Below are 20,013 nucleotides of genomic sequence, written 5' to 3'. Positions count from 1 at the left end.
CTTTTTGGTTGTTTGGCGTGAGAACCAATAACCATAAGCCCTCGGGCAAGAATCGCCTATTCCTTTTTACCCGCCTGACGAAATTTCCGGGCTAGGCAAGACCCTGGACCTGGCCCTGGAGCGGTTCGGCGGCAAGGACGCGGGCCGCGGCCTGAAGCAGCTGATCCTGGCCCTCGGGCGGGACCTGTCCTCCGCCCGCCCCTCCGTCTCGCCGCAGCGGCTCCAGGCGCTCGCCGGCGACCTGTACCAGCTGCAGGTCGCCGTGACCGTGCTCGACGGCTGCGCCGGGCTGTCCGGCAGCCTCCGGGCCAAGGGCCTGGGCGCGCCGGACGGCGAACGCCTGATGCGCGACCTGGTCGGGCTCACGGCGGACAAGTGGCTCAACGCATCGCGCATCGCGGCCCTCGCGCAGCAGCACGGCGTCGCCACGCCCGAAGGGCGGGTGGCATTCCTGTCCGGCGTCAAGGCCCTGATGCGCGACCTCCCCGTCCCGGTGTTCCCGGACGCCGAGGCCCGGCAGGCCACCCTGAACGCCATCCAGGACGCCCTGGACACGGCCATCGACGAGGAGGATCTCTGATGAGCGGCGCCGCAGCCATCCTGCAGCAATTCGGCGAGGCCGAGGGCATGCCCGGCCTGCGCTTCGACGCCCGGGGGCAGGCCGTGTTCCGCACCGCGGCCGGCCGCCTGCTGGGCCTGGAGCAGGCCGCCGGGGAAATCCTCGTCTACGCCGCCCTGCCGGTGCGCTACGACGGCGGCGACTGGCTGCGGCGCGCCTGCAGGCGCGCCCATTACAGCTGCCTGGGCGAATGGCCGGTGCAGCCGGCGCTGCGCGAATACGAGGGCGTCCCGCACCTGCTGGCGCTGGTGCGCCTGGACGAGCGGGATTTCACCGAACCGCGCCTGCGCCAGGCGCTCGAATACCTGTGCCAGTGGCTCGACGCCCTGGACGCCGACATCTGAACCGGAGCGCCCCATGCCCGACATCAGCCCCAAGCGGCTCATGAGCTTCGACCACGGCATCGACACCATCGTCCATGCCCGCAAGGACGAGCAGGCCGCGCAGAGCCTGCCCGAGCGGCGCAACCTGATGCCGTCGGACGACCCGGTGCGCGCCCAGCTCACGCTGCTGCTGGAAAAGCCCAACATCGGCCGCTTCCTGGAAGACGCCCTGCGCCCCGACATCGGCAACCGCGACCTGCTCATGCCCGCGGAATTCGCCGAGGCGCTGCGCGAGGCCCTGAAGGGGCTCGCCGGCCTGGCCGAGCGCGGCGGCGACAGCCGCGTGCTCAACCGCGCCGTGCGCCTGCTCAAGGAAGAAACCAATCTGCGCGACCTGGTGGCGATGTACCGCAGCGCCTTGTACCAGGGATGAACATGAATACGCCGGACCGTTTCAGGCACCCACGGGCATGGGCGCGCGGCCCCGAGGGGGCGGCATGAACGCGCCGCCCGAACTCCAGGCCGCCGGGACCGCGCCCGGGGCCGCCCATCCGCTGGGCGAGCACGGCCCCGCGCTGCTGGACCTGCTGTCCTACATCTACCTGGAAAACGACCGCCCGGAAAAGGCCGCCGTGCTGCTGGCCGCGCTCGACGAGCTGGGCCTGGCCGACGCGCGCCAGCGCGTCTCCCTGGCGCTGGCGCAGCTGCGCTCCGGCAAGCCCGAGACCGCCCTGGCCACCCTGGACCGCGTGGCGCTCCAGGGCGGGCTGAGCGGCGCCTTCCACCTGGTCCGGGCCCAGACCCTGGTCGCCCTGGGCCGCGCGGCCGAAGCCGAGGCCGCCATGCGGGCCTACGTCAACCTGCGCGCCCGGCAGGCCGCACCCGCCGATCCCCGCTGAGCCGCCCCCATGCAGCAAGTCCTCAACCGCGCCGTCAATCTCCTCACCAGCCGCAACGACATCGTCCTGGCGGTCCTGATCGTCTCGATCATCTTCATGATGATCCTGCCGCTGCCCACGTCGCTGGTGGACGTGCTGATCGGCACCAACATGACGCTGTCGGCCATCCTGCTGATGGTGGCCATGTACCTGCCCTCGCCGCTGTCCTTCTCGTCGTTTCCCTCGGTGCTGCTGGTCACCACCCTGTTCCGCCTGGGCATCTCCATCGCCACCACGCGGCTGATCCTGCTGCAGGGCGACGCCGGCCACATCATCGAGACCTTCGGCAATTTCGTGGTCGGCGGCAACCTGATCGTCGGCCTGGTGGTCTTCCTGATCCTCACCATCGTGCAGTTCGTGGTCATCACCAAGGGTGCCGAGCGCGTCGCCGAGGTCGCGGCCCGCTTCTCGCTGGACGCCATGCCGGGCAAGCAGATGTCCATCGACGCCGACCTGCGCGCCGGCACGATCGACATGGACGAGGCGCGCAAGCGCCGCAGCGTGGTCGAAAAGGAAAGCCAGCTCTACGGCGCCATGGACGGCGCGATGAAGTTCGTCAAGGGCGACGCCATCGCGGGCCTGATCATCGTCGCGGTCAACCTGCTGGGGGGCATCCTGATCGGCACGATGCAGCGCGGCCTGAGCGCCGGCGAGGCGGTGCAGGTGTATTCGATCCTCACCATCGGCGACGGCCTGATCGCCCAGATCCCCGCCCTGTTCATCGCCATCTGCGCGGGCATCATCGTGACCCGCGTGCAGACCGGCGAGGGCGGCCCGTCGAACGTGGGCAAGGACATCGGCGCCCAGGTGCTGGCCCAGCCGCGCGCCCTGCTGATCGCCTCGGCCGTCGCCCTGGGCATGGGCCTGATCCCGGGCATGCCCACCCTCACCTTCCTCGCCCTGGCGGCCGTGGTGGGGACGATCGGCTTCGTGCTGCTGCGCAACACCCGCAAGGTCGTGGACGAGAAGACCGGCGAGATCACCGAGATCCCCGCGCTGGCGGCCGACGGCCCGCCGGCGCCCAAGCCCCGCGGCGAGGGCGGCACCGAGTTCGCCCCCACCCTGCCGCTGATGATGGACGTGGCGGCCGGCCTGCAGCGGCATTTCGACGCCGACGAACTGAACGACGAGCTCATCAAGATCCGCCGCGCGCTGTACTTCGACCTGGGCGTGCCGTTCCCGGGGATCCAGCTGCGCTTCAACGACGCGCTGCCGGAGAACACCTATCTCATCCTGCTCTCGGAAGTTCCGGTGTCCCAGGGCCAGCTGCGGCCCGGCCACGTGCTGGTGCGCGACACCGAGCAGAACCTTCAGGCGCTGCAGGTGCCCTACGCTACCGACAAGCCCTTCCTGCCCGGGATCCCCTCGCTCTGGACCGAGGCCGCGCACGTCCCCCTGCTGGCCGCCGCGGGCATCCCCTGCCTGGACGCCCACCAGATCCTCGGCTGGCACCTGGCCTTCGTGCTGAAGAAATATTCCTCGGATTTCATCGGCATCCAGGAGACGCGCTTCCTGCTGACCGCCATGGAGGACCGCTTCCCCGACCTGGTCAAGGAGGCCCTGCGCGTGATGCCGGTGCAGAAGATCGCCGAGATCATGCAGCGGCTGGTGTCCGAGGACATTTCCGTGCGCAATCTGCGCGCGGTGCTGGAAGCGCTGATCGAGTGGGGCCAGAAGGAAAAGGACTCCGTCCTGCTGACCGAATACGTGCGCGTGTCGCTCAAGCGGCACATCAGCTACAAGTACTCCAGCGGGCAGAACATCCTGCCGGCCTACCTGCTGGCGCCCAACGTCGAGGAAACTATCCGCGGGGCGATCCGCCAGACCTCGGCGGGCAGCTACCTGGCGCTGGACCCCAACGCCACCCGCAAGCTGGTGGAAAACATCCGCAAGGCGGTGGGCGACATCGCGGCCGCCGCCCGCAAGCCGGTGCTGCTCACCTCGATGGACATCCGCCGCTACCTGCGCAAGATGATCGAACAGGACCTGTACGAGCTGCCCGTGCTGTCCTACCAGGAACTCACCCAGGAAATCAACGTGCAGCCCCTGGCCCGGGTGGAGCTATGACCGCGGCCCGCACCCGCCTGCCCGCGCCGCGCGCGCTCCCGGCGCAGCGGCCTTCCGCGCGGAGGCCCGGATGACCGCGGCGCTCGAACTGCGCGTGCTCTCGGGCCTGCACCGCGAGGCGCGCTGCCCGGCCCGCCCCGGCGACCTGGTGGGCGCCGATCCGGCCTGCGACATCGTCCTGGCCGACGCCGGCCTGCCGGCGCGGGCCGCCCGGCTGGTCCTGCGGGAGGCAGGCTGGAGCCTGACGCCCGGCGACGGCGACCCCGGGCCGGACGCAACGGCCGGCACACCCTACAACCAGCCTCTGCCGCTCGGTCCCGTCTGGCTCACGGTGGCCCGCCCCGGCGATCCCTGGGTGGCGGCGCCCGAAACCGGCCCGGGGGACGAGTCCGCCGAACAAGCATCCGCCGAGGAGGCTTCCGCCGCAGCCGTGCCCGCGGACGCCGCGCCTGCCGATGCCCCGGGCCCCGCGTCCGGCGCGGCCCGTGCGGCCGGGCCTGGCGCCCGTCCGGCAACCGGCGCCGGGCATGCGGCGGGGCGGCCCGCCGATGCCGCCGGCCGGCCGCCCCGCGCCGCCGCGCGCAGGCGGTCCTGGCTCATGGGCCTGGGGCTGGCCGCCGCCGGCCTGGCCATCGCCATCGCGCTGATCCTCGCCTGGCTGCTGCCGGCCGCCCCACCGGCGCCCGCGCGCCCCGATCCGCGCATCGCCGCCGAGCAATCGATGCCGCGCATCCAGGCCGCCCTGGAGCGCCTGGGCCTGGCCCACCGCCTGCGGACGGCCCTGGCGGCCGGCGGCGCGACGGCGCAGGTGTCGGGCTGGGTGCGCGACGCGGCCGAACGCGACGCGCTCGCTTCCGCGCTGGCGCAGATCTGGCCCATGCCGGCCATGCAGATCAGCATCGAGGCCGATGCGATCCGGACCGCCCGCAGGATCCTGGACGGCTACGCCGTGAAATACGAGCCCCGCTACGACGGCGACGGCCGCATGAGCATCCTGGGCATCGCGGCCGACGAGGCCGACCGCGCGGCGGCCCTCGAAGCCGTGCGCGCCCAGCTGCCGGGCATGGCCGTCATGGGCAACACCATCCTGCTGGCTCCGGCCGTGGCCGACGCCCTGACGCGCGAATTCGCGGCGGCGGACCTGAGCGGCATCGCCCTGACCTGGGAGCGCCACCGCCTGCAGGCCGACGCCTCCCGGCTGGACGACGAGCAGATGGCCCGGTTCGAGACCCTCCTGGCGGACTTCAACCGCCGCTTCTTCGACGTCGCCGCGCCGCTCGACGCCGACCGCCCCGCGGCCGGGACCGTGCCCTTCGGCATTCTCAGCGTGGTCGGCGGGGAAACACCCTTCATCGTGCTGGAAGATGGGAGTAAATTGCTCGTGGGCGGCACCTACCGCCGCTACCGCCTGACCGGCATCGAGGAAAAACGTCTCACTTTCGACGGCCCCCGCCCCGCCATCGTGCTGCGCTGAACCCGGACGCCCCATGACCCCCACCGCCCTCACCGACCTCGAAACCCGCCTGGCCGCCCCCGGCGGCGGCGCCCTGCGCGACGCCCTGGCCGAGCGCGCCGCCCGCATGGAAGCCACCCTGCGCGCCCGCATGGCCGACGGCCTGCCGCGCCAGGATTTTCCCGCCTGGCGCGACGCCGCCGAGGCCGCCGCCGCCGCGCGCGCGGTCCTGGCCGCGTGGCCGGCCAACGACGCGCCCGCGGCGGACGCCCCCGGTCCGTCGGGCCCCGCGCATCCTCTTTGAACCCCCCGCCTTCCACCCACACCAGGAGCCCATCATGGCACTCACCGCTCTTTCCGGCTCGTCCGGCCTGAACTTCAACGCGGTCAACGACACGATCTACAGCGGCATCCGCACCCAGGAAACCAAGCTGCGCCAGACCCTGTCCGACCTCAGCGCGAAGGGCGACGGGAACATCTCGCAGACCGACCTGCTCATGCTGCAGCAGCAGACCCAGCAATGGACGATGATGATCGAACTGCAGAGCACGATCACCAAGCAGATTTCCGATTCGCTCAAGGGCATCATCCAGAAATCGTCCTGAATCCGCGCCGCGCTCCGGCGCGGCGGGCCGCGTTCAGACGGATTGCAGGAAGAAGGCCGGATCGCGGCCGCCGGATGCGGGATCGGCCGTGCGCGCCTGGGCCCGGGACCAGGATTCCGCCTGGTCCAGCAGGGATTCCAGCGCGGCGCAGAGCGTGGCGGCGGTGCAGCCGGCCAGTTCCTGGGCGACCTGCATGTGCGGCCGGCCGTCGGGCGCGGCGCACAGCACCACGCCACGGCCGGCCTGCAGGAAATTGGCGCGCGCCATGCGCTCGGCCTGGCGGGCGTCGATGCCATGGTCGGCCAGCCGGCACGAAAGCAGCACCAGCCCGCGCGCGCCCACGTGCACCAGTTGCACCACCTGCCGGCCGTCGAACACCAGCTGGCAGATGCCCTCGTCGGAAGGCGCCAGGCCGGCAATGCCCAATGCGAGACCCAGTTCGGCGATCAAGTGGGCATAGGAAGAATCGGCTGGCATGGGCGAAACGCCCGACGCGAGCGGGCATGAATTTGAGAATTGCTAAAAATACGCCAGACTGGCGCGCTTGACCAGGGGGCGGCGGACGAGACCCCGGGAAGCGCGCGGACGCCCCCGGGATCGAACTGCGGACGGATCAGGCGAGGGAGCCGGCGGGCGGCATGCCGGACGGCGCGGCCGGGGCCGCATCGAGGGCGTCCGGTGTGCGCAGGGGGCCGCCGTCGTTGGCGTCCTCGATGCGCTGGCGCCAGTGGGCCGCCACGTTGGCGAACTGCTCGATCCAGACCGACAGCGATTCCGCGTCCAGGCCCGTCCGCGGCCGCCGGTCGGCCAGGAAGACGCGGCCGGTGTCGAAGTCGGCGCCGAGGGTCGCCCCGCGCGTACCCTGCCAGAACACGTTGGCGGCCAGCAGCATGGCGTAGATGGCGTCCCGCCGGTCGGGGTCGGCCTCGGGCAGGCGGGCGAACAGGATGACGGCGTCGTCCTCCGCCTCGTGCTGGAGGTGGATCTCGTGGCCGTCGATCATGAGGCCCACGTAGCCGTCCTCGCCCGCCGCCATGTCGGCCATGCCCAGTGTCTGGCCCAGTTCGGCGATCAAGGCCTGGTATGAAGAAAGAGACATGCGGTGCTCCTGTGATTCAAGGTGTTGGGTCGTGAAGCGGGATCAGGCCTTGGCGAACTTGGCCAGGCCGGAAAGGAACTGGCGGACTTCGGCGTCGGGCAGGCGCTGCTCCAGGTGGCCGGCTTCCTTGCTGCCGGGCAGCCCCGTGTTCCAGCGCTGGTTCTCGAGCTGGCCGGAGCGGGCACTGACCGTATAGTAGACGCCCTGGTCGTCGCCTTCCAGGCGCTCGTCGGGATTCATCTCGCCGCCCAGATCGCGCAGGATCAGCTTGGACTTGAGCTCCACGTCGGTGACGCCGCCGCGGTCCTTGTCGCTCTTGCAGCCCTTGGACATCGTGCCCGCCAGGTCGGTGGCGCCCACCAGATCCAGACCCTGTTCGGCCAGGCCCTGCAGCACCAGGATCTCGCGGCCCATCTTGGCGGTGTCGCCGTTGCCGGTGCGGAAGGTTTCCTCGGTGAACATGCCGCGCACCAGGTCCGTCTGGCCGCGCAGCTGGGCCATGAGGCGTTCGGCCTTCGCCGATTGCTCGGGCGCGGCGGCCGGGTCATTGGCCACGGCCTCCAGGCGGTCGTAGGCCTCGCCCACGAAGCCGCCGGGCCGGGTGCCGCGGGCGCCGAATCCGCCCTGGCCCAGATCGCCCACCAGCTTGATCATGTTGCGGGTATTGTGCTCGTGGACATTGCTCCAGACGCGCATGAGCGTTGCGAGCGGGCTGGTGGCAACGATGTTGATGCCGAACGAGAACGTGATGGCATCCACGTCCACCCGCACGTCGCCATGCAGGCTGCGGTTCTGCGGATCGAACAGGCGCAGTTCCCGGCCGGGCCCCGAATTGGCCTCGAAGGCCCTGAACTGGTTCTGCGTGTAGGTGCGCTCACGATAGTCCGGCTTGATGAAAGAGGGGATGTAGTCGCGTACCAGATCGGGCGAGATCAGGTTGACGCTGACGTGCACCAGCCGCGGCGGGGGCGCGTCCTGCGGCCGGTCCGGAGCGGCCAGCGCGCCGCGCAGGCGGGCGTTGCTGGCCAGGGCGACCTCCAGCACCTCGCGCGCGCCGCGCGCGTTGGCGGCCTGGCGTTCGTCGCCGTCCTTGATGTCCCACATGTCGAGCACGCCATGGCCCACCACCGTGGTCATCACCCGCTTGTCGGGGCCGATCAGGCTGCTGACCTTGAGATTGCGGGCGTGGTCCCCGCTGTCCTTGACGCCGGAGGTCACGCCGCCCACACTGCCATGGTGGGACTGGACGCCCAACTGGGGACTGATGAAGTGGGCCGGCACGATCTCGCTGGTGTAGGTCTGCATCGCGCCATCGCGCATCACGGTCATCTCCCGCTTCACCGGCTGCCAGGTTTCTATCCCCGACAGGGCCAGCCGCTCGCCGCGCGACTGGCCGGACTTGGAGAACATCGCATCGAGCGTTTCGCGGGGAATGCCGATGGTCTTGAGGCGGGCGCGCAGGCCATTCAGCGTGTCGCGCTTGTCCTGGACGACGGGGTGCGTCTTCTTGTTCGATCTGCTGGGCGCAGCGAGAGGCCGCGGTTCGACGTTCTCGCTGTCCTTGTAGGCCTGGGCGCGGTCGTGGCACAGCAGCGCCCAGTCGGCGCGAAGCTGCACGAACTGCTCCAGCTGATCGTCGGCGAGCTTCGGATTGCCCTGGTAGACATCGCGGTTCAACTGATCGAGCAGGTGCCTGCCCGCCTCGGCCCAGAGCAGACTGCTGTGCTTGAGGAAACGGTCGGTCAGGGGATCGATCAGGCGCATTTCATCGGCATAGGCGATCTTGGCGTCCAGAAGATTCTGTTGATGGGATATCTCATGGCTCAGCACCTTGTAGAGATTCTCCCATGGCGACTGCTCCTGCACTATGGCTTCGAGCCTGCCCTTGCGCGCCTGCAGCGACGCCATCTCCACGGGATCCGGATTCTTTTCGAGGCGGGCGTCGATCTCTTCCAGTTCGGCGCGGGACGCTGTGAGTGGGGTCCAATGCTGGATGTTATAGAGCCCGAAACTCAGGTTCTCACACTCGCCGGCCAGACCTTCTTTCAGATTCTTCAGATCTTCAGCGAGGCGCGCCAGATCGCGCTGGTTCCAGGCCTGCCGTCCCAGCAACTCCGTGGCCCTGTCGATGAGATCCAGCGCCGACTTCACGTAGTCGCGGTACTGCGGACTCTGACCGTACGCCTGACGCAGGTCTCCGATCAGGCGGGCGGGATTCAGCTCGATCCCCGACAGCACGCTGCCGTCGGACGCGGAACGGATCAGGCCCGTGAGTAAGGGAAAGCGCTCTTCGCACTGCCGGGCCTGCAGTTCGCGCAGCCCGGCTTCGGCATCGGTCCGCAGGGCCTGGATGTCCACGGGGCTCATTTTCGCGCTGCCGTAGCGGGCATCGTTCCGCACGGCGCCGGCGATGGCCGCCCGCAGGTCGCGCAGTCCGGTGCCCTCCAGGCCGCGCAGCGTTTCGCCGAGCAGGGCTTCATTGTGCCGCACTACCTGCTGCCGGAATTCCTGGGCCTTGTTCAGGATCTTGCCGACCTGGTGATTGGTGAGGGGGCGATCGTTGTCCGCCCAGTCGCGCGGCAGGCCGCAGGCGCACAGGGCGCGCCGCGCGCCGTCGCGCCCCTCGGTCTTTTCGAGCAGGGTCAGGAAGGCCTGCTTGACCTGGATGCGTTCGTCGTGGCGCACGCGCCGATCGTCGGGCGGGCGCAGCCAGCCCTGGATGCGCTCCGCCAGGCGCGACTGGCCGCTCTTGCGCACCCCCTCCCCCTGGGGATCCTGGCGGATTTCCCGCTCCAGCACCCCGCTGCTCACCTGTCTGAAATTTTCGAGGCCGACTGCCATCGCGTTCTCCGTCGTTTCGTCCAAGGCTCATGCCATCTTGGCCAGTGAGTAACCTCGCCCGCCGCAAGGTTCCACCGATCGCGCGGGCGGCCGCGGGGGCATTGGCTTGGCTGCGGTCCGTGTGTATAGTCTGCGGTTGCGGCGCCGTTGCGCGCCGATCGGCCGCTGTGCGCCAGGCCCCCCGCCATGGGATCCCGCAAGGGGGGCGCATCTGCGCGCGGCGGCCGATTCCCACTCCGCCGGACCACTCCCACCACCATGCATCTGTCTACCCGCGCTTTCGTTCCCGCCCTGCTGGCCGCCCTGCTGGCGCTGGCCGGGTGCAAGACCCTGCCCTCGGCTTCTCCGCGGCCGGCGCCGGACGCGCCGGCCGCCACGGCCGACGGCCCGGCCGGCGCGCCTCGCGTCGTGGAGCCGGTCGCCATCTACCTCGCCCAGTCGGCGCCCGGCGACCAGCTGGTCACCGTTCCGGTGCCCGAAGGCGCGATCCATCTCCATGCCCGCCCGGTCCTCGCGCGCGAGGATCTGACCGACGCCGCCGCCCTGTCCGACCGCCAGGGCGGGCATTTCGTCGGCCTGCGCCTGACGCCCGCCGGCGCCGAAAGGCTGGCCGCCGTCAGCCGCGGAAACGCCGGCGGCTTGCTGGCCCTGGTCATCGGCCGCGAACTGGTGGCCGCGCCCCGCATCGCCGGCCCGCTGGACCGCGGCATCCTGGCCTTCGAGGTCCCGACGGCCGAGGCGGCCGCCGATCTCGCCGCCCGCATCCGGGGCGATGCCGCCCGGTAATTCCACGACCGCCAGGGATCCCATGCCAGACCGCCAAGACACGCTCGACCTGCCCGCCGACCTGAGCGCGGTTCCGCTTGCGCTGCAATGGATCGAGGCCCTCGCCGAGCGCGAAGGCTGGCCGCCCCGCACCGCCTTCGGCCTGACCCTGTCGCTGGACGAGGCGCTCACCAACGTGGTGTCCTACGCCTTCGGCGCGTCCGCACCCGCGGCCGCGGGCGCGCCGGCCATCACCGTGTCCTGCCGCTCGGACGAGCGGCGCATCGAACTGGAGCTGCGCGACAACGGCAGCCCCTACGATCCCACCGCCGGCGATCCGCCGCCCCTGGTCGCCTGCCTGGACGAAAGCGGCATCGGCGGCCACGGCGTGCGGCTGATGCGGCATTACCTGGACACGCTCGACTACCGCCGCCAGGACGGCTGGAACTGCCTCACGCTGGGCATGCGGATCGGCTGAGGCCGGGGGCGCGTCAGCCGCGGTAGCGCAGGCACAGGCTGGTGACGTCGTCGGTGGGATCGGTGCCCTGCTCGAACGCGCGCACGTCGGCGATGACGGCGTCGATCAGCGCGTCCGGCGCCACGTCCGCGGACTGCGCGCGCAGCAGGCCGGCCAGCCGGTCGTCGCCGAAGACCTGGCCGGCCGGATCGAAGGCTTCGGTGATGCCGTCCGTGTACAGGTACAGCAGGTCGCCCGGCTGCAGGTACAGCGTCTTCTGCGCGTAGGGCATGTCTTCCTCGATGCCGACGGCGATGCCATGGGTCGGCGGCACGGCGGAAAGCTCGCCCCCGGCGCTCATCAGCCAGGGCGCATGGTGGCCGGCATTGACGTAGTCCAGCCGGCCGGTGCGCAGGTCCAGCGTGGCGTAGAACAGCGTCACGAACAGCATCTGCTCGTTCTCGGCAGCCAGCAGCGCGTTCAGCCGCTGGACGCAGGCGGCCGGCTGGCGGACGAAGCGCGCCGTGGATTTCAGCAGGGTGCGCGAGATGGCCATGAACAGGGCGGCGGGAATCCCCTTGCCCGAGACGTCGGCGATGACGAATCCCAGATGGTGCTCGTCGAGCATGTAGAAGTCGTAGAAATCGCCCCCCACTTCGCGGGCCGGGAGGATCCGGCAGCCCAGCTCCATGCGCGGATCGTCGGGCATGGAGCGCGGCAGGATGCTGAGCTGCACGGCGCTGGCGATCTGCAGTTCCTGCTGCAGCCCGGCCAGCTTGGTCTTGGTGATCAGGGCGTCGCGCAGCTCGATCACCATGTCCGACAGCCGCCGGTGCTGGTCGACCAGCCGGTGGCGCAGGTCGCCCATGACCTCCGCGAGGCGCCGCAGGCCGTCGCCGTCCTCGTCCGGGCCCGCCTGGCGGTCGATCAGCGCCTGGACTTCCTGGCGGCTGGCGGCGTCCATGGAATCGGCCAGGGCGCGCAATTCGCCCGCCATGACGGCCTCCTGGCGGCGGCGGATGCGCGCCTGCTGGGCCTGGTCGCGCGCCAGCTGCAGGGTCTTGTGGCGCAAGGCGGCGATGCTGCGCCCGAGCTGCTCGATCTCGTCCCGGCGGCCGTCGGCCCGCCCGCGCGCGTCGTCCTGCGGGCCGCTGAGCTCGTCCAGGGTCTGGAGGGAATCCTGCAGCGGGCGGAAGCTGCGCCAGATGATGCGATGGATCAGCGCCAGCCCCAGGATGGCCAGGCCGGCGGCCAGCAGCAGCGCCAGCCGGCCCAGGGTCAGGCTGGGCTTCATCAGGGCGGTGACGTCCTTCAGGGTGAGCAGCAGGCCGCCCGCGCTGCCCGACACGCTCGCCACGGGCGTGGCCGTCAGCAGCAGGATCCGGCCGCCGTCCTCCAGCGTCCGGTACTGCGTGCGCCCGACGGGCGGCGCCAGCCCCAGGCGCGTCCACGCCGCCCGCCCGGTGCTGGCCACCAGGCGGCCCTTGGGATTCAGGAAATGGATGCTGTACTGCTCGTCGAGCCCGTCCGGATCGACCTGCTGCAGGGCCGTGTCCAGCGCGCGCGCGCCGATCAGCGCCCAGGTGCCGCCCTGCATGCGCACGGGCCGCGCCGCGACCACCAGGGTCTGGTCGTCGTCCAGATTGCGCAGGCCCTGCGCCGGCCGCCCCGCCAGGACTTCGTCCAGGGTGCCGGCGTCGAGCAGCGCGGCATCGGTCGCGGCGCCCTGGAGCGGGTACACCTGGCGGTTGGGATCGACCAGGACGAGGCGGTCCAGGGCGGTGTGCCCGTCGCGCGGGGCGCCGGCGGTCCCGCCCGCCGCCTCCAGCCGGGCGGACAGGTCCTGCAGCTCGCCGGCGATGAGCAGGGTCTGGGACGAGAGGAACTGTTTCCAGAGGGCGCTCTGGTCCTCCTGGCCGAGATTGGCCGCCTGCTGGCGCAGCAGATGCTCGCGCAGCGCCTGCAGGCCCGACAGCGAGCCGATCAGCAGGGCGAAGCCCAGGGCGATGATCAGGGTCAGGCGCAGGCGCAGCGAGAACCGCCGCGCGCGCGCCGGCGGGACGATGCGGGTGCGGGGCGCCGGCGCGGCCAGCGGGATCCCCAGGGCCGCGAGCCGGGGCCGGATGCTGCCGTCGAAATCGACGGCCAGCAGCGACTCGGCCTGGTGCGCCAGGTCGGCGCGCCGCTGCGCGGTCCGGGCCGCCGTCGTCTGCAGGGCGTGCCAGGCCTGCCCCAGGATGTCGCGCGATTCGGGACGCGGGCCCGGCACCGGCGGCACCAGGTCCTCGGGCGCGGTCCGCAGCATCTCCCGCAGCCGGCGCCGGTGGCGCCGGAGATGGGCCCCGTGCAGGGCGGTGCACAGGCCGCCCAGCAGGGCCAGGGGCAGGATCAGCAGCAGCATGCCGGCGAGCAGGCCGGCATGCGAGCCGGGCAGGACGGGCGGCGCCGCCGCGACTTCGAGGGTGCCGATCCGCTGCGCGCCGACCGCCAGTTCCGTGGCCACGGCCGTCGGCGCGCCGGCCCGGGAGCGCTGCGCGGCGCCCAGGACCTTGCCGCCGGCGTCGGTCAGGGTGATGGCGGCCAGCTGGGGGACGTGCGCCAGGGTGTTGTCCAGGCTGCGGTCGATGGCCGGGATCGCGTCGAGCGGAATGCCCAGCTGGCCGGCGCGGACGAACTGCCGGCCCAGGGACCGGCCCACCGAGGCGGCGAGGTCGCGCGACTGCCCCTGCGTGGCGGCCGCGACGGTATCCTGGAGGCGCCAGAGCAGGATCCCGCTGGCCAGGCTGGCCGCGACCAGGACGATGAGGAAGCCGCCCGCGGCATCGCGCAGCCAGGCACGCACGGAAGGACGCTCAGTCTTCGGCATGGTCCAGATCCTTCAGTTGCCGCAGCTGGCGGTCCAGGGCCTGCTGGCTGGCCCGATGGCGCGCCCCGGCCTGCCGGGCGGCTTCGACCAGGGAATCGCCCGGTTCGCCGGCGGGCGCCGGGTCGCGCAGCAGCCGGCCGGCCAGCAGGAAGGGCCGCAGGCGGCGGCGCGCCAGCAGGCAGGCTCCCGCGGTCGAGACCAGCACGGCCAGCGCCGCCAGGGCGAGCGTGGGCAGGCCCCGCGCGAGCCAGGCCTGCAGGCTGTAGGCCTGCGCCGCATGCGGCGCCACCAGCACCAGGCCGCCGGCATTGCGGCCCAGCTCGTCGCGCAGGCCGATGCCGCAGCTGCGGGCGTTCTGGTCCTCGGCGCACCAGATGCCCCGCGAGCCGTCCGCCCGCACCCAGGCGGGCGGCACGGCGGCACCCAGCAGCCCCAGGTCGGTGCTGTAGAGCACGCGGCCCGCCGGGCCGTGGATGCTGATGTCCTGGATGTCGGGCATGCCGGACTTTTCCCGCTCGATCAGCCGCTGCAGGCTGGAGCTCTGCTCCAGGCTCAGCCCCAGCGTCAGGGTGGCCTCGATGGTGTTGCGCAGGTTCCCCAGGACGTATTCCTCGTGGGCCTGCCGGGTCTGGTCGATGGCCTGCTGCTCGATGCGCACGGTCAGCAGCGTGGCACCGAGCACGGCGGCCAGGACGCAGCTGGCCAGGGCCAGGATCAGGGACAGGGGCGTTCTCATGGCAGGCTTTCCGACAGGCTGGAGGCAAGGGGCTGGTCAGGACGCAGGCCATGATAGCGCTTGCGGCACACGGCGGCGGCGAGGCTGAGCAGGGCGTTGGCGGGCAGCCCCGCCTGGGCCGCCAGGTCCTCGATCCGCTGCCGGTCGCCGAAGATCTCGGCGCGCGCGCCCGGGACCGCCAGATGGAGTGGCAGCCCGGTCACGTCCACGCTGGTCAGGCCCATCGAAATGCCGCCCACGATGGGCGCGGCATGGGCGCCGAAACGCACCGCCCCCCGGTTCATCAGGGCGTAGGGCAGGCCATGGGCATAGCCGATGCCCAGGGTGGCGACGCGCATGGGACGGGGACAGCGGAATTGCCCGTCGTAGCCGATGCCGGCGCCGGCCGGCAGTTCCGCGACCTGCAGCACCGGGGCGTCCAGGCGGGCCACGGGGCGCAGCGGCAGGGCGCGCCCGGGCGTGGTGTCCACGCCGTACAGGGCGCTGCCCACGCGGGCCATGTCCAGATGATGCTCGGGGCGCGCGAACACGCTCGCCGAGATCGCCAGGCTGCGGGCCGCGCGGGGCAGCGGCGCGGTCAGATCCAGGAAGCGGTCGTACAGCCCCTGGCTCTCGGGCCCTTCGGGCGTGCTGAAGCTGGCGGGCTGGGTGACCCAGGCCCGCACCCGCAGCCCGTCCAGTCCGCGCGCCGCCAGCGCCCGCACGGCCTCGGGGCGCAGGCCCAGCCGCCCCAGGCCGGTGTCCAGGGCGATGGCCACCGTCAGCGGCGCGGCGCGGGCGGCCAGGGCGATCTCGTCCGGATCGTTCAGCACGGGGATCAGGCGCCACTCCCGGAAAGCCCGCGCCGGGGCACCGCGCAGGCCGTCGAGGACGAAGATCTCGGCCTGGGGCGCCAGGGCGCGCGCGCGCCGGGCCTCGTCGAAATCCAGGGTCCAGTACTGCCGGCACCCCTGGGCCGACAGGGCCGCGACGACGGGATCGAGGCCCAGGCCGTAGGCGTCGCACTTGACCACGGCGCCCAGTTCCGCGCCGGTGTAGCGGCCGCGCACGGTGCGCCAATTCTCGCCCAGGCGGCCCAGGTCGATCTCCATCGAAGGCGCGTCAGCCTGCACGGCGGCGGTCACGCGGCGTCCTCCGGCGGCACAAGGACGCAGCCGGCCCCGGCCAGCAGGCGGCCACGCCAGCCCTGCGCCAGCAGCCGCTCCTGTTCGTCCAGGGGCACGCCGTCCAGGGGCAGGACGGCGGGCCGGGCGGCCGGCGCCGCTTCGACCGCTTCGACCGCTTCAGTCGTCCCAGCCGATCCAGACGCCTTGACCGCCATGGACGCTTCGACCGCCATGGACGCTTCGACCGTCCCGGCCGGTTCCGCCCGCGGGGCGGCGCGGCGGGCCAGCAGGTAGCGCAGCGAATCCCCGTAGACCCTGCGCAGGCGCCGGATCTCGAAGCCTTCGTGCAGCAGGCTGCGCCAGCTGGCCGGATTCGACGGCGCCGCCGTCGCGTAGAGATGGGCGCCGGGCTCGGCCAGGGCGACGCGGCGGCGGATCAGCGCGCGCTGCAGGCGCTGCCCGCGGTATTCCGCGGCGACCGACGATCCGGCCAGCTTCTGGATGCGCGCGCCGGCGGGCCAGTCCAGCCAGAGGTCCGGCCGGGTGCCCGGGTCGGGGCCGTGCTGCAGCACGCCATAGGCCACCAGCGCCCCGTCCGGGTCGCAGGCGCCGATGATCAGCCCCGCCCCGTCCAGCAGGGCGCCGAAGAATTCGGGATGCTCGGGCCGCACCTGGTCGGGCCCCATGCCCTGGATCGCGCGCAGGTGCAGGGCATGGACGCGGTCGCGGTCCGCCGGGCCGAGGCGGCGCCAGCGCAGGCAGGCCAGCGTGCCGGGGCTCATCCGATGCGCCCCATCGGTTGCGGAGCGCGGCTGATCACGTCGGCGTAGTTGAGCATTTCGATGGGCGGATAGAAGCCCCCCAGCGCCCTGGCCGTGTGCAGGTTGACCAGCAGGGCGAAACGCTTCAGGGTTTCGATCGGGATCTCGCCGGCGGGCGTGCCCTGGTACAGGATGGCCTCGGCCTGGACGGCGGCCAGCCGCCCCACGGACCGGTAGCGGCTGATCAGGCCGGTCAGGGCCGAATACTGCCGCACGGCCAGCTCGGTGGCGCCGAAGGTGGGCAGCCGGTGCGCGATGCTGGCGGGAATCACGCGGTCGTAGACCGTGCCCAGGAAGGTGTCGGGCACCAGGTAGAACCATTCGGCGCCCTCCTCGCGCAATTCGCCGACCAGCCGCTCCAGGCCCTCGGCGCTGGGGCGTCCGGACGCATCCAGCAGGAAGTGGCGGTGGATGGCCGTGCGGTGCGTCGCGGCGCACAGGGCGTCCATTTCGGCGGCGATGGCCCGGGAATTGGGCTCGGTGGTCGAATACAGCAGGCCGACCTTGCCGAATTCCCGGTAGGCCGCCATGGCCTTGACCTGGGTTTCGGTGGGCACCACGTGCACCGCGCCGGTGATGCCGCGCCCCTGCCGCGTGAGCGAGGGCACGATGCCGGCGGCCACCGGCGCGCTCACCAGGGCGAAGACGACGGGAATGCCGCCCACCTTGCCGGAGGGATCGGGGTGCCGCCAGGAGCCGGCCACCCCCAGGGTCACCGGCGTGCCCCAGGTGTAGATCAGGTCGGGGGCCAGGCCGGGGATCTCGTCCAGGATGGCCGGCAGCCGGCGGATGTCCTGCCCGACGTCGCGGTGGACGATGTCCGGCTCCCGGCCCTGCGCCCGCAGGTATTCCAGGAAGCCGTCCTCGACCTCGGTGCGCCCGCGGTAGGTGATCATCAGGATGCGGCGCCGGTCCGCCGCGCGCGCCGCCAGGGGGGCGGCACCGCCCAGCAGGCCGGTGGCCAGGGCGGCGCGCAGCAGGCGCCGCCGGAAGGGGGAGGAAGGAGCGGTGGGGGTCATGAAAGACTGCCTGAGGCATCGGAGGCGGGGCGCCATTGCCCGTAACCGTAGAGCAGGGCGCCGCCGGTGGTCAACAGGCCGAACAGGGCCAGGGTGGGCGCCGGGCCGAGCAGGCCCAGCAGGGTGCCCGCCAGGGCGGGTCCGGCGGCCGATCCGCCGCGCTCGACCAGGCGGAACAGCCCGAGGACCCGGGCGGAGTGCCGGCCCTGGCCGCGATGGGCGTACATGGCCATCAGCGAGGACTGGGGCGTGATCGACAGCGCCTGGCCCAGCCCCAGGAGGACCAGGAAGGCCATGATCGCGCCCAGGCCGGGCCAGGCCACGACCGGCAGCACGCCCAGGCCGGCGATCAGCCCGCCCAGGACGATCTTGCCGGCCCGGACGTCGCGCCCGGGCGCTTCGCCCCAGCGCGAGAAGAGCGGGACGAACAGCACCATCATCAGGGGATAGATCATCTGGACGCGGCCGATGCTGGAGAGCGAATGGCCCTCGCCGGCCAGGACGAGGGGGACCAGGAAGAAGCACAGCGCCGTGAGCAGGAGCTTGGCCGGCACGGCGCAGCCCAGCAGCAGGGAGCGCAGGCCGGGAATGCGCCAGACTTCTCCGATCGCGCCGCCGGCCGGCCGCTGCGCGGCGGGCGGCCGGGCATGCGGGCGGGCCGCGGGCATCATCGCCCGCGCCAGGCCCAGGGCGGCCAGGCACAGGCCGGCGGCGCCCAGGAAGGCCGTGCCGCCGCCGAAATGCTCGGCCAGGAAGCCGCCGATGGGCGGCGCGCACAGCGCGGCGGTGAGGATGGCGCTGATGAAGACCGACAGCCCCGCCGCGCGGGCCTGCGGATCGCGCTGGTCGACGATGTGCCCTTGCGCCGACGTGAAGACCAGGGTGAAGCCCACGGCGCTCAGCGCGCGGGCCATGAGCAGCCCGGCATAGGAATCGGCCCAGGCGCACAGGGCGTAGCCCGCGCCCGCGATGGCGGCGCCCAGCATCAGGCCGCGGCGCCGGCCCAGCGATTCGGACCAGATCGCCATGGGAATCTGACCCAGGGCCACGATGGCCATGAAGACGACGATGGGCAGGCTCACGAGCAGCGGCGCGTAGCCGGCGCCGGCCGGCAGCAGCCGCTCGGTCAGGCTGGGCAGGAACGGCCGGTTCAGTTCCTCGGCCATCATGAAGACGAACAGGACGCCGCGGATCTGCCGGGCCGCTGGGGGCGGGCCGGCACCGGCATCGGCCGCGGCGCCGGCGCGCCTGAAGGCGCCCGTCTGCGTCAGCAGCGCCAGCAGCTCGAAGCCGATCAGCAGGGCCACCAGACCCAGGAAAGCCGTGTCCAGCAGCAGACCGTGGATCTGGGCGGCCGCCTGGCGGGTATCGGGCGTGACCACCAGGGTGGCCGCCGCCGGGCCCCGCGCCGGGACCGGCAGCAGCAGGCTGCCCGGGGCGGCCGCGCCTGGGACGGCCGGCGCCGTGTCCAGCTCGATCCGCTCCAGTTCCGGGTAGCGCCGCCGCAGGGACTCGAAATAGTCCGGCACGCCCTGCAGCTGGCCAAGCGGGATCCCCAGGTCCAGGGCCTTGTCGATCAGCGTGCGGGCGCCGGTGCCGATCGACTCGACCTTGCTCTCGATCAGGGGATCGAACGTACGATCGATGATGCGCAGCGCCTGCTGGTCGATCAGGAACAGGCCGCCCCCCAGGATGAGCGCCAGCGCCACGGGCAGGCGCAGCCGCGCGCCCCGGCCCGCGCCGGCGCGGCCCCCGTGCAGCATCAGCGCCGCCAGCAGGCCCAGCAGGGCCGCGCCCGCCACGATGGGCGCGGCATGCCCGCGCATGCCGCGGCGGATTTCCGCCGCGGGCGAGGCCAGGGCGCGCGGATCGTAGCGCAGCAGGATCCGCCCGATGGGCAGGCCGAGGTCGTCGAGCAGCGTCTGGCGCAGGGTGCCGGGTGGCGCGGGTTCGGGCACCGCGCCTGCGCCGTACAGCCGCCGGTCGCGGGCATCGTCGACGGCCATGCCGAGGATGCCGGGATCCAGGTCGAGTTCGCGCCGCAGGGCGGCGCCCAGGGTCTCTTCCTGGCTGTCGAGCCCCACGCCCAGCGCCGCGGCGTGCGTGGCGCCCGCGGCGGCGCGGTCCAGCGCGATGGCGAAGCGCGATTCGAGGATCCCGCGGTAGGCCTTGAGCAGCGACCCCTCCGTCATCCAGGTGCCGGCAGCCAGGCACAGGGCGATCAGCAGACTGAACAGGAATGCCGGGATCAGCGGAAATCGCATGGAACGGGCCTGGGTGTCCGGGAAGCACCCGGTG

General features: G+C 72.2%; 19 protein-coding genes. 10 read left to right on the top strand and 9 right to left on the bottom strand.

The genetic code is table 11. From position 1 onward, the window contains the following. The first annotated feature begins 262 nt into the window (after nt 1–262). The 8 genes from HNR28_RS18395 (at nt 263) to HNR28_RS07805 (ending at nt 6,005) form a co-directional block, all read left to right on the top strand. Complete coding sequence (locus HNR28_RS18395) at nt 263–580, top strand: TyeA family type III secretion system gatekeeper subunit (protein WP_249043925.1); 318 nt, start codon at nt 263–265, stop codon at nt 578–580. After that, on the top strand, nt 580–963 hold the full coding sequence (locus HNR28_RS07835) for a type III secretion system chaperone family protein (protein WP_151025560.1): 384 nt from the start codon (nt 580–582) through the stop codon (nt 961–963). The genes HNR28_RS18395 and HNR28_RS07835 overlap by 1 nt, the downstream gene beginning before the upstream one ends. Before the next feature lie 13 nt (nt 964–976). After that, the gene (gene sctX / locus HNR28_RS07830; RefSeq protein ID WP_221291631.1) at nt 977–1,375 is read left to right on the top strand and encodes a type III secretion apparatus assembly protein SctX; all 399 of its coding nucleotides are present in this window, start codon (nt 977–979) and stop codon (nt 1,373–1,375) included. Nucleotides 1,376–1,439: 64 nt separating this feature from the next. Then, a complete protein-coding gene (gene sctY / locus HNR28_RS07825; protein WP_151025561.1) occupies nt 1,440–1,841 on the top strand; it encodes a type III secretion apparatus assembly chaperone SctY in 402 nt (133 codons plus the stop codon). A gap of 9 nt (nt 1,842–1,850) precedes the next feature. Further along, the gene (sctV, locus tag HNR28_RS07820; RefSeq protein ID WP_151025562.1) at nt 1,851–3,947 is read left to right on the top strand and encodes a type III secretion system export apparatus subunit SctV; all 2,097 of its coding nucleotides are present in this window, start codon (nt 1,851–1,853) and stop codon (nt 3,945–3,947) included. Nucleotides 3,948–4,017: 70 nt separating this feature from the next. After that, entirely contained in the window at nt 4,018–5,421 is a 1,404-nt protein-coding gene (sctD, locus tag HNR28_RS07815) for a type III secretion system inner membrane ring subunit SctD (protein ID WP_184142711.1), read from the top strand. A gap of 13 nt (nt 5,422–5,434) precedes the next feature. Then, nucleotides 5,435–5,704 carry a hypothetical protein gene (locus tag HNR28_RS07810; protein WP_184142708.1) on the top strand — a complete coding sequence of 90 codons (270 nt, stop codon included), beginning with the start codon at nt 5,435–5,437 and terminating at the stop codon, nt 5,702–5,704. A gap of 34 nt (nt 5,705–5,738) precedes the next feature. After that, nucleotides 5,739–6,005 (top strand): EscF/YscF/HrpA family type III secretion system needle major subunit, encoded by a 267-nt coding sequence (locus tag HNR28_RS07805; protein WP_151025189.1) that lies wholly within the window; start codon nt 5,739–5,741, stop codon nt 6,003–6,005. Between the two features lie 33 nt (nt 6,006–6,038). Here HNR28_RS07805 and HNR28_RS07800 read toward each other — a convergent pair whose 3' ends face one another. The 3 genes from HNR28_RS07800 to HNR28_RS07790 form a co-directional block, all read right to left on the bottom strand. Next, on the bottom strand, nt 6,039–6,482 hold the full coding sequence (locus HNR28_RS07800) for a type III secretion system chaperone (protein WP_151025188.1): 444 nt from the start codon (nt 6,480–6,482) through the stop codon (nt 6,039–6,041). Nucleotides 6,483–6,618: 136 nt separating this feature from the next. Then, nucleotides 6,619–7,104, bottom strand: coding sequence for a type III secretion system chaperone (locus HNR28_RS07795; protein WP_151025187.1), 486 nt, complete (start codon nt 7,102–7,104; stop codon nt 6,619–6,621). Nucleotides 7,105–7,146: 42 nt separating this feature from the next. Beyond that, the gene (locus HNR28_RS07790) at nt 7,147–9,945 is read right to left on the bottom strand and encodes an inositol phosphate phosphatase SopB (RefSeq protein ID WP_151025186.1); all 2,799 of its coding nucleotides are present in this window, start codon (nt 9,943–9,945) and stop codon (nt 7,147–7,149) included. Nucleotides 9,946–10,203: 258 nt separating this feature from the next. Between HNR28_RS07790 and HNR28_RS07785 the strand changes: the two genes are divergently transcribed. Both HNR28_RS07785 and HNR28_RS07780 read left to right on the top strand, forming a co-directional pair. Next, the gene (locus HNR28_RS07785; protein WP_151025185.1) at nt 10,204–10,731 is read left to right on the top strand and encodes a SecDF P1 head subdomain-containing protein; all 528 of its coding nucleotides are present in this window, start codon (nt 10,204–10,206) and stop codon (nt 10,729–10,731) included. Nucleotides 10,732–10,753: 22 nt separating this feature from the next. Then, the gene (locus HNR28_RS07780) at nt 10,754–11,188 is read left to right on the top strand and encodes an ATP-binding protein (protein WP_151025184.1); all 435 of its coding nucleotides are present in this window, start codon (nt 10,754–10,756) and stop codon (nt 11,186–11,188) included. 13 nt (nt 11,189–11,201) lie between these two features. On the opposite strand, the gene HNR28_RS18680 is transcribed toward HNR28_RS07780, so the two are convergent. Genes HNR28_RS18680 through HNR28_RS07750 form a run of 6 tightly spaced genes read right to left on the bottom strand, consistent with a single transcriptional unit; the run spans nt 11,202 to nt 19,979 of the window. After that, entirely contained in the window at nt 11,202–14,033 is a 2,832-nt protein-coding gene (locus HNR28_RS18680) for a PP2C family protein-serine/threonine phosphatase (RefSeq protein WP_151025183.1), read from the bottom strand. Next, entirely contained in the window at nt 14,020–14,769 is a 750-nt protein-coding gene (locus HNR28_RS07770; protein WP_151025182.1) for a hypothetical protein, read from the bottom strand. The genes HNR28_RS18680 and HNR28_RS07770 overlap by 14 nt, the downstream gene beginning before the upstream one ends. Next, the gene (locus tag HNR28_RS07765; RefSeq protein WP_151025181.1) at nt 14,766–15,893 is read right to left on the bottom strand and encodes an alanine racemase; all 1,128 of its coding nucleotides are present in this window, start codon (nt 15,891–15,893) and stop codon (nt 14,766–14,768) included. Before HNR28_RS07765 ends, HNR28_RS07770 begins: the two co-directional genes overlap by 4 nt. Further along, nucleotides 15,890–16,657: a hypothetical protein gene (locus tag HNR28_RS07760; protein ID WP_151025180.1), complete on the bottom strand. Its 768-nt coding sequence runs from the start codon at nt 16,655–16,657 to the stop codon at nt 15,890–15,892. Before HNR28_RS07760 ends, HNR28_RS07765 begins: the two co-directional genes overlap by 4 nt. After that, nucleotides 16,654–17,715 (bottom strand): ABC transporter substrate-binding protein, encoded by a 1,062-nt coding sequence (locus HNR28_RS07755; RefSeq protein ID WP_170288507.1) that lies wholly within the window; start codon nt 17,713–17,715, stop codon nt 16,654–16,656. The genes HNR28_RS07760 and HNR28_RS07755 overlap by 4 nt, the downstream gene beginning before the upstream one ends. Beyond that, nucleotides 17,712–19,979 carry an MFS transporter gene (locus tag HNR28_RS07750; protein WP_184142706.1) on the bottom strand — a complete coding sequence of 756 codons (2,268 nt, stop codon included), beginning with the start codon at nt 19,977–19,979 and terminating at the stop codon, nt 17,712–17,714. The genes HNR28_RS07755 and HNR28_RS07750 overlap by 4 nt, the downstream gene beginning before the upstream one ends. Nucleotides 19,980–20,013 lie beyond the last annotated feature (34 nt).

It is taken from the genome of Castellaniella defragrans (assembly GCF_014203015.1).
Taxonomy (GTDB): domain Bacteria; phylum Pseudomonadota; class Gammaproteobacteria; order Burkholderiales; family Burkholderiaceae_B; genus Castellaniella; species Castellaniella defragrans.
The sequence above is the reverse complement of the archived record's forward strand: the minus strand, read 5'-3'. Positions and strand labels throughout refer to the sequence as shown.

Excerpts from the sequence above, each read along its gene's own strand:
- sctY (WP_151025561.1), top strand. The coding sequence starts at position 1,440 with ATGAACGCGCCGCCCGAACTCCAGGCCGCCGGGACCGCGCCCGGGGCC.
- sctX (WP_221291631.1), top strand. The coding sequence starts at position 977 with ATGCCCGACATCAGCCCCAAGCGGCTCATGAGCTTCGACCACGGCATC.
- HNR28_RS07770 (WP_151025182.1), bottom strand. The coding sequence starts at position 14,769 with ATGAGAACGCCCCTGTCCCTGATCCTGGCCCTGGCCAGCTGCGTCCTG.
- HNR28_RS07755 (WP_170288507.1), bottom strand. The coding sequence starts at position 17,715 with ATGACCCCCACCGCTCCTTCCTCCCCCTTCCGGCGGCGCCTGCTGCGC.
- HNR28_RS07810 (WP_184142708.1), top strand. The coding sequence starts at position 5,435 with ATGACCCCCACCGCCCTCACCGACCTCGAAACCCGCCTGGCCGCCCCC.
- HNR28_RS07835 (WP_151025560.1), top strand. The coding sequence starts at position 580 with ATGAGCGGCGCCGCAGCCATCCTGCAGCAATTCGGCGAGGCCGAGGGC.
- HNR28_RS07780 (WP_151025184.1), top strand. The coding sequence starts at position 10,754 with ATGCCAGACCGCCAAGACACGCTCGACCTGCCCGCCGACCTGAGCGCG.
- HNR28_RS07750 (WP_184142706.1), bottom strand. The coding sequence starts at position 19,979 with ATGCGATTTCCGCTGATCCCGGCATTCCTGTTCAGTCTGCTGATCGCC.
- HNR28_RS07790 (WP_151025186.1), bottom strand. The coding sequence starts at position 9,945 with ATGGCAGTCGGCCTCGAAAATTTCAGACAGGTGAGCAGCGGGGTGCTG.
- HNR28_RS07760 (WP_151025180.1), bottom strand. The coding sequence starts at position 16,657 with ATGAGCCCCGGCACGCTGGCCTGCCTGCGCTGGCGCCGCCTCGGCCCG.
- HNR28_RS18680 (WP_151025183.1), bottom strand. The coding sequence starts at position 14,033 with ATGCCGAAGACTGAGCGTCCTTCCGTGCGTGCCTGGCTGCGCGATGCC.
- sctV (WP_151025562.1), top strand. The coding sequence starts at position 1,851 with ATGCAGCAAGTCCTCAACCGCGCCGTCAATCTCCTCACCAGCCGCAAC.
- HNR28_RS07785 (WP_151025185.1), top strand. The coding sequence starts at position 10,204 with ATGCATCTGTCTACCCGCGCTTTCGTTCCCGCCCTGCTGGCCGCCCTG.
- HNR28_RS07795 (WP_151025187.1), bottom strand. The coding sequence starts at position 7,104 with ATGTCTCTTTCTTCATACCAGGCCTTGATCGCCGAACTGGGCCAGACA.
- sctD (WP_184142711.1), top strand. The coding sequence starts at position 4,018 with ATGACCGCGGCGCTCGAACTGCGCGTGCTCTCGGGCCTGCACCGCGAG.
- HNR28_RS07805 (WP_151025189.1), top strand. The coding sequence starts at position 5,739 with ATGGCACTCACCGCTCTTTCCGGCTCGTCCGGCCTGAACTTCAACGCG.
- HNR28_RS07800 (WP_151025188.1), bottom strand. The coding sequence starts at position 6,482 with ATGCCAGCCGATTCTTCCTATGCCCACTTGATCGCCGAACTGGGTCTC.